Annotated in this window: 11 protein-coding genes; 6 read left to right on the forward strand and 5 right to left on the reverse strand. The window is 63.3% G+C overall.

Annotation, left to right across the window (positions count from 1 at the left end):
• Positions 1-104: 104 nt before the first annotated feature.
• The 3 genes from FFS37_RS02280 (at position 105) to FFS37_RS02290 (ending at position 2,772) form a co-directional block, all read left to right on the forward strand.
• Positions 105-923 carry a chromate resistance protein ChrB domain-containing protein gene (locus FFS37_RS02280; protein WP_137929710.1) on the forward strand — a complete coding sequence of 273 codons (819 nt, stop codon included), beginning with the start codon at positions 105-107 and terminating at the stop codon, positions 921-923.
• Positions 920-2,308 carry a chromate efflux transporter gene (gene chrA, locus FFS37_RS02285; protein ID WP_137929301.1) on the forward strand — a complete coding sequence of 463 codons (1,389 nt, stop codon included), beginning with the start codon at positions 920-922 and terminating at the stop codon, positions 2,306-2,308. The genes FFS37_RS02280 and chrA overlap by 4 nt, the downstream gene beginning before the upstream one ends.
• Positions 2,309-2,373: 65 nt before the next feature.
• The gene (locus FFS37_RS02290) at positions 2,374-2,772 is read left to right on the forward strand and encodes a hypothetical protein (protein ID WP_137929302.1); all 399 of its coding nucleotides are present in this window, start codon (positions 2,374-2,376) and stop codon (positions 2,770-2,772) included.
• Positions 2,773-2,790: 18 nt separating this feature from the next.
• Here FFS37_RS02290 and FFS37_RS02295 read toward each other — a convergent pair whose 3' ends face one another.
• Both FFS37_RS02295 and pdxR read right to left on the reverse strand, forming a co-directional pair.
• Positions 2,791-4,383 carry a trimethylamine methyltransferase family protein gene (locus FFS37_RS02295; protein WP_137929303.1) on the reverse strand — a complete coding sequence of 531 codons (1,593 nt, stop codon included), beginning with the start codon at positions 4,381-4,383 and terminating at the stop codon, positions 2,791-2,793.
• 181 nt (positions 4,384-4,564) lie between these two features.
• Positions 4,565-6,058: a MocR-like pyridoxine biosynthesis transcription factor PdxR gene (pdxR, locus tag FFS37_RS02300; protein WP_137929304.1), complete on the reverse strand. Its 1,494-nt coding sequence runs from the start codon at positions 6,056-6,058 to the stop codon at positions 4,565-4,567.
• Positions 6,059-6,360: 302 nt separating this feature from the next.
• Here pdxR and pgi point away from each other — a divergent pair, with 302 nt between their 5' ends.
• Together pgi and FFS37_RS02310 are read left to right on the forward strand one after the other, a co-directional pair.
• Positions 6,361-8,004, forward strand: coding sequence for a glucose-6-phosphate isomerase (gene pgi / locus FFS37_RS02305; protein WP_137929305.1), 1,644 nt, complete (start codon positions 6,361-6,363; stop codon positions 8,002-8,004).
• A gap of 5 nt (positions 8,005-8,009) precedes the next feature.
• Positions 8,010-8,732, forward strand: coding sequence for an HAD family hydrolase (locus tag FFS37_RS02310; protein WP_137929306.1), 723 nt, complete (start codon positions 8,010-8,012; stop codon positions 8,730-8,732).
• A gap of 106 nt (positions 8,733-8,838) precedes the next feature.
• On the opposite strand, the gene FFS37_RS02315 is transcribed toward FFS37_RS02310, so the two are convergent.
• The 3 genes from FFS37_RS02315 to FFS37_RS02325 all read right to left on the reverse strand — a co-directional run bounded on the left by FFS37_RS02315 (position 8,839) and on the right by FFS37_RS02325 (position 12,260).
• Positions 8,839-9,336, reverse strand: a complete 498-nt coding sequence (locus FFS37_RS02315; RefSeq protein ID WP_137929307.1) for a GNAT family N-acetyltransferase — start codon at positions 9,334-9,336, stop codon at positions 8,839-8,841.
• Between the two features lie 171 nt (positions 9,337-9,507).
• Positions 9,508-10,149, reverse strand: a complete 642-nt coding sequence (locus tag FFS37_RS02320; RefSeq protein ID WP_137929308.1) for a class I SAM-dependent methyltransferase — start codon at positions 10,147-10,149, stop codon at positions 9,508-9,510.
• Positions 10,150-10,220: 71 nt separating this feature from the next.
• Complete coding sequence (locus FFS37_RS02325; protein ID WP_137929309.1) at positions 10,221-12,260, reverse strand: long-chain fatty acid--CoA ligase; 2,040 nt, start codon at positions 12,258-12,260, stop codon at positions 10,221-10,223.
• Between the two features lie 466 nt (positions 12,261-12,726).
• On the opposite strand from FFS37_RS02325, the gene FFS37_RS02330 reads away from it, so the two are divergent.
• On the forward strand, positions 12,727-14,319 hold the full coding sequence (locus FFS37_RS02330) for an ABC transporter substrate-binding protein (RefSeq protein WP_137929310.1): 1,593 nt from the start codon (positions 12,727-12,729) through the stop codon (positions 14,317-14,319).
• Positions 14,320-14,339 lie beyond the last annotated feature (20 nt).

Genomic DNA, 14,339 nt, shown 5'->3' on the forward strand with positions numbered 1-14,339 from the left:
CACCCAACAATTCCACCATCTGACCAAGGGGTGTATCGCGACGACCCCGTGAGGCGTCAGCCCAACGTTCGCGTCCAGGCTTCTCTTTTCAGGAGGTGGACGCCATGCCGTCAACAACCGCCATCACCGTATCGCAACTGTCCCGTCTGGTTGGTCTGCCGGGTGCGCCTGTCATCATCGATGTCCGCATCGATGATGATTTCGACGCCGATCCGCGCTTGTTGCCGGCCTCATGCCGGCGCAATTTCAAAGCCGTATCGACCTGGGCCGCCGAGTTCGCCGGCAGGCAGGTCTCGGTCGTCTGCCAGAAAGGTCAAAAACTCTCGCAAGGTGTGGCCGCATGGCTGCGGCACGAGGGAATTTCCGCTGAATCCCTCGAAGGCGGCTTTGAAGCTTGGCGCGACGCAGATGGGCTTATGGTCCGCGCCGAAAACTTGCCGCCACGCGACGAAAGGGGCCGCACCATATGGGTGACGCGCTCCCGCCCGAAGGTCGACCGCATCGCTTGCCCCTGGCTGATCCGGCGTTTCGTCGACCCTCATGCGGTGTTCCTGTTTGTCGAACCCGCAGAAGTACTGGCTGTTGCCGACCGCTTTCAGGCCGTGCCCTTCGATATCGACAATGTGTTCTGGAGCCATCGCGGTGAGCGCTGCACTTTCGACACGATGATCGAGGAATTCGGGCTGGAATCCGCCACGCTCAATCGCCTTGCCGTGATCGTGCGCGCGGCCGACACCGCGAGCCTCGATCTGGTGCCCCAGGCCGCCGGCTTTCTGGCCGCCTCGCTTGGCCTGTCGAGGATGTTTCGTGACGATCTGGAGCAACTGGAAGCAGGCATTCTGCTCTACGATGCGTTCTTCCGCTGGTGTCGCGACGCCACCGAGGAAACGCACAACTGGCCCAGCACAGGTAAACCGTCATGAACGCTGTTGCACCTGCACATGAGGCTGGGAACCTCGAAGCGCCGGCTACGCCCACCTTTGCCGAAGCCTTGAAGGTCTGGGCGAAGATTGGACTGCTCTCCTTCGGCGGGCCTGCCGGGCAGATCGCCCTCATGCACAAGGAATTGGTCGAGGAGCGGCGCTGGATCGGCGAACAGCGTTTCCTGCATGCGTTGAATTACTGCATGCTTTTGCCTGGCCCGGAGGCTCAGCAACTCGCCATCTATATCGGCTGGCTGTTGCACAGGACCGTCGGCGGCCTTGTCGCCGGCATCCTGTTTGTCGTGCCCGGCGCGCTCGTCATGCTGATCTTGAGCAGCCTCTATGTGCTCTACGGCGACGTTCCGCTCGTCGAGGCGCTTTTCCTCGGGGTGAAGGCGGCGGTGCTTGCCATCGTCATCCAGGCGGTGATCCGCATCGGACGGCGCGCCCTGAAAAACCAGGCCATGGTTGCGATCGCACTTGCCGCCTTCATCGCCATCTATGCGTTGAATGTGCCGTTCCCGCTCATCATCCTGCTCGCCGGACTGACTGGATGGCTGGGAGACCGCATGGTTCCCGGCCTGTTTTCCGGTTCGGCGCATGGCAAGGACATTGCCGATACCAAGGGAGCGGTCGATCTGATGTTCGAACGCGGCGAACTGACCCATGTCAAACCGACCAGATGGCATGCGCCGCGCACCGTCGCGATCTGGCTGCCGATCTGGCTCGGACCGGTTCTCGCGATCTGGTGGTTCACCGGCTCCGCCAGCGTGTGGACCGAGATCGGCCGCTTCTTCAGCCTGATGGCGGTCGTCACTTTCGGCGGCGCCTATGCGGTGCTGGCCTATGTCGCGCAGGCGGCCGTCCAGTCCTTCGGCTGGCTCGCACCGGGCGAAATGGTCGATGGACTTGGGCTGGCCGAGACCACGCCTGGTCCACTCATCCTGGTGCTGCAGTTTGTCGGCTTCATCGCCGCGTTCCGCCACGCCGGGCCGCTGGACCCGTTGCTTGCCGGATCGCTCGGGGCGCTGCTGACCTTATGGGTGACGTTCACGCCGTGCTTCTTCTGGATATTCCTTGGCGCGCCCTATATCGAGGCCCTGCGCGGCAACAGGGCCTTGTCGGCAGCGCTCGGCGCGATCACCGCCGCTGTCGTCGGCGTCATCTTGAATCTCGCTCTGTGGTTTGCCTTGCACGTCGTCTTCCGTGAGGTGCATGCGGTGGGCCTCGGCATGAATCTCCCGGTGCTTTCGTCGATCGACTGGCGTGCGGCGCTGCTTTCCCTGGCCGCGATGATCGCCATCCTGAAGCTGAAGATCGGCATGCTGCCGACGCTCGCCGGATCGGCCCTTGCCGGTGTCTTGCTGCTGGCAGCGGGTGGCTAGAGGCTCGCCTGCCTTTGTATTCCGCTAGCCGACCACTTAAGTGGTTGGAAACGGATTGGACCATCATGGCGCAACGACGCTCTTCCCTCGGGTTCCTCGGCATGTTCGGCCGCTCGGGTGATCTGAGGCAGCTTGATACCGCATTGCGCGGTGCCGACCTTCACCCGGCCCTGGTGCCGGAGGGCGTAAAACTCACCATCGTCAATCTGATGAAGGACCGCTGGCCTGACGAGCCGCCGCCACAGGCCTATCCGGATGTGGCGCGGCTGTTAAGCTATTGCATTGCCGGACCGGAAACCTTCGAAAGCGCGCAAGGCTCGCAGCAGCGTCAGGATGTCGAACGCCGGATCGAGGACGCGGTGGAAGCCGGCGACAGTTTCGATGCCCAGATCGTGCTGATGGCGCTGCACGCCAAGCTGATCAATGCCGACATCGTCGAGCGTTTTGGACTGAGCGCCGACTGATTTTTGTAAGGCGGGGCGCTACCCACCCATATTGCCCCGGGGCAGCTTTATCATCTCGCCGAAGCGGGTGCGCAATTTGTCGTCGAGCAGCTTCGGCACATGGCGCGGGAAACGTTCGGCGAGGACGCGCTTTTTCTCTGCGATCGCGCGCTGCAATATATCTGGCCGGCCCTTCTCGTTCCACTCCTTGGGCGAAAAGCGGTCTCCGACGGCGGGGTAGAAATACTCGGTCTGCATCAGCCGCAGGGTCTGCTCGTTGCCGAGATAGTGGCCCGGTCCCCTGAGGCAGACATCGGCGATGGTGTCGATCGACAGCGCTTCGTCGGTCACCTCGATGCCGCGCACGCAGCGCAGGCAATGGCCCAGCATGTCGTTGTCGATGATCAGGCTTTCCAGGCAGAAGCCGAGCAGCGAAGCGTGCATGCCGGCCGATTCATAGACGAGGTTGAGCCCTGCAAGGCCGGCCATCACATCGGTGATGCCTTTTTCATAGCCGGACTGGATGTCGGGCAGTTTCGAATCCGTCATGCCGGCGGCCGAACCGCCCGGCAGGTCGTAATACTGCGCCATCTGGGCGCAGGCCGCGGTCAGCACGGCTTGCTCGGCCGAGCCGCCCGACATGGCGCCGGTCCTCAGATCCGACACGAACGGCCAGGTGCCGAAGATCGCCGGATGCCCGGGCTTGATGGCGTTGACATAGACAAGGCCCGCCAGCACTTCGGCCACCGCCTGCACGACGGCGCCGGCGATCGCCGCCGGCGCGGTGGCGCCCGCCTGTCCGGCCGACAGAAGCAGGATCGGAATGCCGCCCTCCACACAGGCCTCGAGCACGCCGCAGGCATCCTCGGCGAACTTCATGGGCGGCACGACGAAGCAGTTGGAGTTGGAGACGAACGGCCGGGCGCGGAAATTCTCCTCGCCGCCGGCGATCGCATAGAGCATTTCGAGCGCCGGTTGCACATTTTCGCGCACGGTGAAGGACGTCCCGACATGCTTGGATGTGCCCATCACGCAGGCGTAGAGCGTGTTGAAGTCCATTTCGAGCGGATCGGGGATATCGCGCGGCACCATCGGCCGCTGGAAGAAATGGATGTTGTCGAGGCCGTCGACGATACGGGCGGCATCGTAGATGTCCTGCAGCAGCGACTCGCGGTATTCGCGCTTCTCGACATCGACCAGGTGAACGGCAGCGCCCGCGGTGCCGTAATGCACCCGCTTGCCCTGGATCACCATGTCGTGTTTGGGATCCTGGCCATGGAGGGTGAAGTTGCGCGCCGCCCTTTTGATCGTATCGAGGACCAGGGCGCGCGGGAAACGGATGCGGCCATCGTCGCCGTAGGTGGCGCCGGCCTTGGTCAGCGCATCGATGCAGGAAGGGATGGCATTGGCGAAGCCGACCGTCTCCAGCAGTGTCAGCACCGCCTCGTGGATGCGCTCGCAATCATTGCCCTTGAGAGGACCGTAGCTGCCGCCCTCGAGACCGGCGCGCACCGGTCTGATGTCGTCGGCCAGGGGCGCTGCCCGCATGGCGCGGCGCGCTTCGCGTCCACCGGACCGGCGCGAGCGTTGGTCCGCCGCGGCGTCCTGCTGCTTCTCGAGAATTGCTGACATCGAGACACTCCACCTTTTCAGGCAGCAAGCGCGGCGGTTGGTCCACCATCGGCTGCCTCTTCCCCTTTGTGCCACGACTATGCCGCCGGCATTGGCACAGCCTATGGGCCAGCGTTTCCGGTTGCATATACCAGAACAGGGGAAACCGAAGCCGCCGGTGGCGGCTCCGGGTGGAAGAAAATCAAGCGGCGGCGGGTCTGCGCCCGGCGGCCGTGGCGAGTTCCCTTATGCCGGGCTCGATGTGCTGCAGTGCGATCGAGGAAATGCCCAAACGCATGAAACGAGAGGGCTTTTCGGTGCGGTCGAAGAAGCGGTCGCCAGGCTCGATGATGACGCTGCGCGAGGCCGCGGCCTCGGCCAAACCGCGCGAATCCGTGCCACGTGGCCCTTCCAGCCAGAGCGATGTGCCGCCGGCGGAGTCGGTCGAACGCCATTCCGGCAGGAAAGCGGAAATCGCATGGACCAGCCGCTTGCGCCGCTCGTCGAAGGCGCTCGACAACCGCCGCACCAGCGCCTCGTGATGGCCGAGCGACAGGAAGAGCGCCACGGCGCGCTGGTTGTTGGCCGGCGGATGGCGCAGCATGAAGCGGCGCAGCGCCCTCAGTTCCGCGATTAGTCCAGCGGAGGCCACGATATAGCCAAGCCGCAGGCCGGGAGCCAGGGTCTTCGACATCGAGCCGACATAGACGACACGACCGGAGCGGTCGAGGCTCTTCAGCGCCTGCTGCGGTGCCTCGTCGAGAAGCTGGCTGTCGTAGCCGTCCTCGATGATGATCTGGTTGTGGCGGTTGGCGCGCGCCAGAAGATCCTGCCGCCGCTCGGCCGACAACGGCACCATGGTCGGGCAATGATGGCTCGGGGTGACGAACACGAAGCCGGAATCAGCGGGAATAGAAGAGGTTACGATGCCGGACTGGTCGACCGGCACCGGCTGGATGTCGGCGCCCGCAAGGCGGAAGATGGAGCGCGCGTCGGGGTAGCCCGGATCTTCCATCGCCACTTTCGAACCCTTGGTCATCAGCAGCGACGCCAGCATGTAGAGTGCATTCTGGGCGCCGAGCGTGACGATGATCTCGTCGGGATTGGCGAAGATGCCGCGCCGGGGCAGGAGCCGCGCCTGGATCTGTTCGATCAGCAGCGGATCGTCGCGATCGACCATGTCGGACGCCCAGTTGCGGATTTCGAGCACGGCCAGCGCCATGCGGTTGCACTCGCGCCACTCGGCGGTCGGAAACAGCGCCGGATCGAACTGGCCGTAGACGAAGGGATAGGACGACTTGATCCAGTTCTCATGCTTCACCGGCGGCTGCATGTCGCTGGCAGCGATCTGACGGCGCGCCTTCCAGTCGATCTCGTTGGCCTGGTCGGGAGCCTTCTGATGCGGCTTGGCCGGCGTTGCCAGCACGTCGGGATTGACGAAATGGCCACGGCGCTCGCGCGCCACCAGGAAACCCTGGTCGACGAGCTGCTGGAAGGCCAGCACCACCGTTCCGCGCGCCACGCCGAGTTTCTCGGCGAGGATCCGGCAGGAGGGGAGCGGCATGGAAGCGGCGATCTGGCGGTCGAGAATGGCGGCTACGATGGCTTGGCGGATCTGCGCTTGCAGGGTCTGGCCGGATTCAGCCGAAATCCGGAACAGGCCGGACCATATCGCCGTGTCGTTTCTCTGTGGCATGGAAGATGTTCCTCGATGGCCAGCTTTTTTGGCTTGGCTGGACCAGTCGAATGTAGCGGTGGCACAAGGGGTTGCGCCAATCAATTTTTCTGATCTTTGGGATTTATGCCAGTGATCCATCCAGCCGGAATTGCACGGCTTTGCGGCCATGCGTGACACATTCTGTCGCCGCGACGTGACAGAATGTGTCACCGCCACATATTGACCGGACGGAATTCGGCTCAATAGTTTTGCCGCGACGACACGCGCCGGAAACATCCGGTCTGATATGGTGCGTCGAAAAAAGCCAGGAGTCCCCGCCAGTGGATCAGTCAGCCTTCCAGAAACAGTTCGCCGCCTTGCGCGAACATCGCGCCGCGGCACCCGCCTCGATGCGGCAGGCCTTTGCCGCCGATCCGAAGCGGTTCGCGACCTTCTCCGCCACCGATGGCGACCTTTTGCTCGACTGGTCAAAATGCGCCGTCGATGCGACCACGATGGATTTGTTGGAAAAGCTCGCCGGGGCCGCCGACCTCGAAGGCCGCCGTGCCGCCATGTTCGCCGGCAAGAAGATCAACATCACCGAAGACCGCGCCGTGCTGCACACGGCGCTGCGCAACCTCAGCGGCAAGGGTGTCACGGTCGACGGCCAGGACGTCAAGGCCGACGTCCTTTCGGTGCTCGACGCCATGGGTGCCTTTGCCGATGCGATCCGCTCCGGCAAGGCGCCGGGCGCAACCGGCAAGAAGATCACCGACATCGTCAATATCGGCATTGGCGGTTCCGATCTCGGCCCGGCCATGGCGACGCTGGCGCTCGCCCCCTATCATGACGGCCCGCGCGCGCACTATGTCTCCAACATAGACGGCGCCCATATCCACGACACGCTGAAGGACCTGTCCGCCGAAACCACGCTGTTCATCATCGCCTCCAAGACCTTCACCACCGTCGAGACGATGACCAATGCGCAGACGGCGCGCGACTGGGTCCAGAAGGCGCTCGGCAAGGATGCGGTCGGCAAGCATTTCGCCGCCGTCTCCACCGCGCTCGACCTTGTGGCCAAGTTCGGCATCGCGTCGGATCGCGTGTTCGGTTTCTGGGACTGGGTCGGCGGCCGCTATTCGGTCTGGGGCGCCATCGGCCTGCCTGTCATGATCGCCATCGGGCCGAGGAACTTTCGCGCCTTTCTCGATGGCGCGCACGAGATGGACGAACACTTCCGCACCGCGCCGCTGCAACAGAACCTGCCGGCGCTGCTTGGCCTTGTCGGCTGGTGGCACCGTGTCATCTGTCAGTATCCGGCCCGCGCGGTCATCCCTTATGACCAGCGCCTGTCCAGGCTGCCGGCCTATCTGCAGCAACTCGACATGGAATCGAACGGCAAGGGTGTCACACTCGACGGGACGCCCGTAAAGACGCCGACCGGGCCGCTGGTCTGGGGCGAGCCCGGCACCAATGGCCAGCATGCCTTCTTCCAGTTGCTGCACCAGGGTACCGATTTCATCCCGGTCGAGTTTCTTGTCGCGGCTGTCGGCCACGAGCCGAACCTGAAGCACCAGCATGATCTGCTGCTCGCCAACTGCTTGGCGCAGTCGGAAGCGCTGATGAAGGGCCGCACGCTGGAGGAAGCGCGCGCGCAGATGCTGGCCAAGGGCATGAAGCCGGCCGATGTCGACAAGATAGCGCCGCATCGTGTGTTCTCCGGCAACCGGCCTTCGCTCACCATCCTCTACCGCAAGCTCGATCCGCGCACCTTCGGCAGGCTGATCGCGCTCTACGAGCACCGTGTCTTTGTCGAGGGCACGCTGTTCAACATCAATTCCTTCGACCAATGGGGGGTCGAACTCGGCAAGGAACTGGCGACCGGCCTGTTGCCTGTCGTGGAAGGCAAGGAAAGCGCCGCAAACCGGGACGCCTCGACCAGGGGCCTTGTGGAACGCATCCACCAATTGCGTGGTTCGGAGTGAAGGGCTTGGCAGACATCAAGGGGATACTCTTCGACAAGGACGGGACACTTGTCGATTTCAACGCGACCTGGCTCGGGGTCGCCGACTTCATGGCCATGGATGCTTCCGACGGTGACCGATGGAAGGCCGACAGGCTGCTCGCCGCCGCCGGTTTCGATTTCGCCAACCGCCGCTTCAAGGCCGACTCGATCTTCGCCGCCGGCACCAATCTGGATGTCGTGGAACTCTGGTTTCCGCGCCTGTCGAACGAAGACCAGATGCTGGCCGTCGCCCGCTTCAACGAGATCACCTCGGTGCAGGGGTCGGCGATGGCGGTGGCGCTGCCGGGCATAGTCGATTCCCTGGCATTGCTGCACAAAAGGTCATACCGGCTTGGTGTCGCCACCAACGATTCGACCAGCGGCGCGGAAAAGACCCTGGTCACGCTCGGTGTCGCGCAACTCTTCGACGCCGCCTATGGCTATGACGCCGTCGCCAATCCAAAGCCCGCGCCCGACACCATCCAGGCTTTTTGCGACCTGACCGGCCTCAAGCCGGCCGAGATCGCCATGGTCGGCGATAACAGACACGATCTCGAAATGGCGCGCGCCGGCGGCTGCGGCCTGGCGGTGGGCGTGCTTTCGGGCACCGGCACGCGCGAATCGCTGGCCGAGATGGCCGACATCGTCCTCGATTCGGTTGCCGATCTGCCGGATTTCCTTTCGGCACGGGTCAGGGAGACGGTCTGATCGGCTAAGGCTGGGCAAAACGAAAGCCAACGTGGGCTTCGTTGCGCCAGACGCAGAGGCACCGTAGTTCGAGCCGTTCAGCGATTCCGCGAAATGCTGAACGGCTCTACGCCTCCAGGCCCGGCCCTGCAGGGCGCGATACATATTCCGGGAATTCCTCGGCGCCTCGGCTCAGGGCCTTCACCATGAGCAGACCGTCATCGAAGAAGCCGTTTCGAACATAGAACTGGTGGGTGCGCTCCTTGCCGAGCACCATGGCGATACGGAAGACGGAGCATCCGGTCCGTTCGCCCTCCGCCTCGATCCACGCCATCAGTCTGGCGCCTATGCCAAGGCTGCGCAGGGTCGTGTCGACCACCACGTGGTCGGCTTCGATATACTTGCCGCACCAGAGCTGATTGCCTGTCCAGAGGCCGGAAAGACCGACCGGCCGCTCGCCGATATAGGCCGCGATGCAGCGGTAATTGCCCTGAGCGTGCATTGCCGAAAGTCGTTCGCGAAATGCTGCTTCGCTCAGATGCGAGTTGCTCTGCCGGAACAACGGGTAGACCGCGAGCATCTCATCGAGCCCGTTGAGCTCACGAATTATCACCTCGTCAGTCAAGACGGCCCCCTCCGTTTCACTCCACTCTGCGGGCGATCCCGGCCGCGGTCCAGAGGATTTCCCAAGGCTGAGCCAATCGACGTTCAGGGGCGGATCGCGTCATGCGATCCGTCGAAATCGAGCGACCGCCAGAGGCCGGCCATTCAGTGCGTCCGGCCTAGCTCCGTCGCGCTAATGCAGTTCCGGTTCGAACGAAAAGACGCCGCTCGGTTTCGCCGCAGCCCCCGTCGGCTCACCGAAATCCTGCACCTTGTATTCGGCAAGCAGGCGAAGGCGCGAGCGTGGGAGGTCGGCGCGGCGGGGATCGCCGACCAGCACATCGATGCCGGCTGCCAGGCAGCGATCGAGGAAGGGGATAATCCGTCTGGCAACCTCGGGGCCATAGAACACGTCGCCTGCGAGCACGAGGTCGACCGCCGGTGGCGGATCCGCGGTGATATCCCCTTCGGCAATGGCGATCGCGACGCCGTTGGCCCCGGCGTTGAGGCCGATCGCGGCGATGCCGTTGCGGTCGATCTCCGCCGCGATCACCGCGCTGGCGCCGGCCTTTGCGGCGGCAATGCCGACAATGCCGGAGCCGGCTCCGAGGTCGAGGACGCGGCGGCCCGCTACCGTCCCGGGATGGTCGAGGACGTAGCGTGCAAGCACCGTTCCGCCGGCCCAGGCATAGGCCCAGTAGGGCGGCTTGGGTTCGGATGTGTCCTCGTTTGCTTCGTCGTCGCCTCCGGGCTCGACGAGCCGCCTCAATCCGCTGCCCGGGTGAGCAGTGTAAATCCGGATTTCGGGAAGCGCAGGCACCGGGAAAAGGCGCATGTTCGCCTTGATGAATTCCGCGGGATCCAGGCGTCGACGCCGGCCCGGTCCATCGTCGGCGGCACCCCCCACTACTGGCGCAGCGCCCGCCGCAGGATCTTGCCGACCGGCGTCTTCGGCAATTCGGTCCGGAACTCGATATATTTGGGCCGCTTGTAGCCGGTCAGGTTTTCGCGGCAATAGGCGGTGATGGCTTCCGCCGTGAGGTCCGGATCCTTCTTGACGATGAACAGTTTGGGCACTTCGCCGGAATGTTCGTCCGGCACGCCGATCGCCGCCACTTCGAGCACGCCTGGATGCATGGCCACGACCTCCTCGAGTTCTGTCGGATAGACGTTGAAGCCGGAGACGAGGATCATGTCCTTCTTGCGGTCGACGATCTTGGTGTAGCCGCGATCGTCCATGAAGCCCATGTCGCCCGACTTGAAGAAGCCGTCCTTGGTCATCACCTTGGCGGTCTCGTCCGGCCGGTTCCAGTAGCCGGCCATCACCTGCGGTCCCCTGATGCAGATCTCGCCGACCTCGCCCAGCGGCACGTTGTTGCCGTCATCGTCGCGGATGGCGATTTCCGTCGACGGCAACGGCAGGCCGATGGTGCCGGTGAAGTCGCTGGACGTGAACTTGTTGGCCGTCGCCACCGGCGAGGTTTCGGAGAGGCCATAGCCCTCGCTGATCGGGCAGCCGGTCAGCGCCTTCCAGCGCTCGGCCACGCCCTTCTGGACCGCCATTCCGCCACCCAGGGTCAGGATCAGCGGCTTGAAGTCGAGCTTGCGGAAATCCTCGTTGTTGAGCAGCGCGTTGAACAGCGTGTTGAGGCCGGGAAATATGTGCGCCGGATACTTCCCGAGTTCCTTCACGAAGCCCGGAATGTCGCGCGGGTTGGGAATGAGGATGTTCTGCGCGCCTTGCTGCATGCCCATCAGCGCGTTCACCGTCAGCGCGAATATGTGGTAGAGCGGCAGCGCGCAGACGAAGTTGAGATGCGCGGGCTTCGGCTTGACCGTGTAGGCGTCTTCCACCCACAGCGAGTTCTGCGCGACATTGGCCAGCACATTGCTGTGCAGCAGGGTCGCGCCCTTCGAAATTCCCGTCGTGCCGCCGGTATATTGCAGGAAGGCGACGTCATTGGCCGCGACCGTGGCGGGCTTGAAATTCATGCCACCGCCGGCCTTCAGCGCCGCGTTGAACTTGACATGGCCTGGCAACGACCAGGCCGGCACCATCTTCTTGACGCGGCGCACCACCAGATTGACGATCGTCCCTTTCAGGCCGCCGAGCATGTCGCCCATGCTTGCCACGACGACATGCTTGACCGAGGTTCTGGAGACCACGGCCTGCAACGTGTTGGCGAAGTTCTCCAGGATGACGATGGCCTGCGCGCCGGAATCCTTGAGCTGGTGTTCCAGTTCCCGCGGCGTGTAGAGCGGATTGATGTTGACCACGGTGTAGCCGGCGCGGGCCACCGCCATCATCGCCACGGGATATTGCAGGATGTTCGGCATCATCAGGCCGACGCGCGCGCCCTTCTGAAGCCCCGTGGATTGCAGGTAAGCGCCGAAGGCCGCCGAAAGCCGCTCGAGCTCGGCATAGGTGATGGACTTGCCCATGCAGGTGAAGGCCGGCTGGCCTGCAAACTGCTTGCAGGCGGCGACGAGGAAGTCGCCGATGGAACTGTAGGGAAGGGGGCCGATCTCGGCCGGCATGTTCTTCGGGTAATTCTTCAGCCACGGCTTTTCCGGCAGGCCGGAGGCGAGCTCGGTAAGCGCCTTCGGCAGTCTCTGGCTGTCAGCCGCCGGCGCCGCCTTTGCGGGCGATGCTGCCTTTGCAGTCGATGCCGCCTTGGTGGCGCCGGTCTTTGCGGGAGAGGTCCCGGCGGCGGAGCGCTTGGTCGGCGGCGTCTTTGCCGGCAGAGCCTTGGCCGGCGCACCCTTGGCCACCGGCTTGGTCGCGGACTTGGCTGTGGCTTTTGCGGACGGCGCCTTTGTGGCTGGCTTTGCTTCCGTCTTGGCTGGAGCGGCCTTGGCGGCAGCTTTGACCTGCCTGTCGGCTGAGGCTGGTTTGGAGGCCGCCTTGGCCGACGTTTTCACCGGCGTCTTCGATGTTTTTGCCACCCGTTCCTCCTCGACATCTTGTTTGCCTGTTTCCTGGTGGCCTTGACGCGCTCGCCTCCGAACTGACAGAGACGTCCTCCGCTGCCACCAGTTGATCATCTATGTATTGCCTCTATCGGCGAGGGTGCAAGTCTTGCCCTAGCGGCAAGGCGCCGAAAGATTTGCCGCCGAAAATCTTTACCTCCGATTGCACTTGCAGCCGCTTGTTGCGCCCTCGCGGGCGTGACGAGGGGCGGACGCGCCGTCCATTCTGTCGGGCTGCCGATCAATAAAAAAATGCGGTCGTTAACAATATCGTGAATGGAAAAAACTGCTAATTTTTTCTGCCATTTAACAAAATGGCGGATTTTTTTCCTGCTTCCCGCGGGGTAAGCAAACGGGGTGTTCCAAAGCCCGAAAAACGGTGCTTATATGCGCGCTTCGCGAGCCTGATAGAGGGGCTTGGAAGAACATCAGGGAGTGCTCAATGAAGAAGAAATTGACTTTTGCAGCCGCGTTGCTGGCTGCAAGCGTCCTGGGAGGCGTGGCAAACGCGAAAACTCTGGTCTATTGCGCGGAAGCATCGCCGGAGGGTTTCGACCCGGCGCCGTATACCGCGGGCCAGACGTTCGACGCGTCCTCGCGTACCGTTTTCAACCGCCTCGTCGAATTCGATCACGGCAAGACCTCGATCTCGCCCGGCCTGGCCGAAAGCTGGACCATTTCCGACGACGGCAAGGAATATACCTTCAAGCTGCGCAAGGGCGTCAAGTTCGCGCCCACCGACTATTTCACCCCGACGCGCGACCTCGACGCCGATGACGTCGTGTTCTCGTTCGAGCGTCAGGTCGACAAGAACGGCCCGTGGTTCCAGTACATCCCTGGCATCGCCTACCAGTATTACAATGACCAGTTCGGCGACAACATCACCAAGGTCGAGAAGGTCGACGACCTGACCGTGAAGTTCACCCTCAAGGAGCCGGCGATCACCTTCGTTCCGACCCTGGGCATGGATTTCGCCTCGATCGTCTCGAAGGAATATGCCGACAAGCTGCAGGCCGACAAGACCCCTGAGCTGTTCAACCAGAAGCCGGTCGGCACGGGTCCCTTCATCTTCGTCGACTACCAGACCGACGCCGCCATCCGCTACAAGGCCAACCCCGACTATTGGGGCGGCAAGCAGAAGATCGACGACCTCGTCTTCGCCATCACCACCGATCCGGCGGTGCGCGCGCAGAAGCTGAAGGCCGGCGAATGCAACATCATGTCGTACCCGGCACCGGCCGATATCGCCGGCCTGCAGGCTGATCCGAACCTGACGGTCGCGGAGCAGGAAGGCCTCAATGTCGGCGCGCTGATGTACAACACCCAGCAGAAGCCGTTCGACGACGTGCGCGTGCGCAAGGCGCTCAACATGGCCATCAACAAAAAGGCCATCATCGACGCCGTCTTCCAGGGCGCCGGCCAGGTGGCCATCAACCCGATCCCGCCGACCATGTGGTCCTACAACAAGGACGTGAAGGACGATCCGTACGATCCGGATGCGGCCAAGAAGCTGCTTGAGGAAGCCGGCGTCAAGGACCTCAAGATGAACGTCTGGGCGATGCCCGTGTCGCGTCCCTATATGCCGAACGCGCGCCGCACCGCCGAGCTGATCCAGGCCGACTTCGCCAAGGTCGGCGTCACCGTCAGCATCGTCAGCTACGACTGGGGTGAATACCTCAAGCGCGCTTCCGCGGTCGATCACGACGGCGCCGTCATCGTCGGCTGGACCGGCGACAATGGCGATCCGGACAACTTCCTCGGCGTGCTCCTGAGCTGCGCTTCCGTCGGTTCGAACAACCGCGCGGAATGGTGCAACAAGGACTTCGACGCGCTCATCAACAAGGCCAAGACGGTTTCCGACCAGGCCGAGCGCACCAAGCTCTATGAACAGGCACAGGTCATCTTCAAGGAGCAGGCACCGTGGGCGACGCTCGCTCACTCCAAGGTGTTCATGCCGATGCAGAAGACCGTCACCGGCTTTGCGATGGATCCGCTCGGCATCCACCGCTTTGACGGCGTCGATATCGCCGAATAAGGTTCGCGAAACGGGGCGGC

The organism is Mesorhizobium comanense, from assembly GCF_005503535.1.
Lineage (GTDB): Bacteria > Pseudomonadota > Alphaproteobacteria > Rhizobiales > Rhizobiaceae > Mesorhizobium > Mesorhizobium comanense.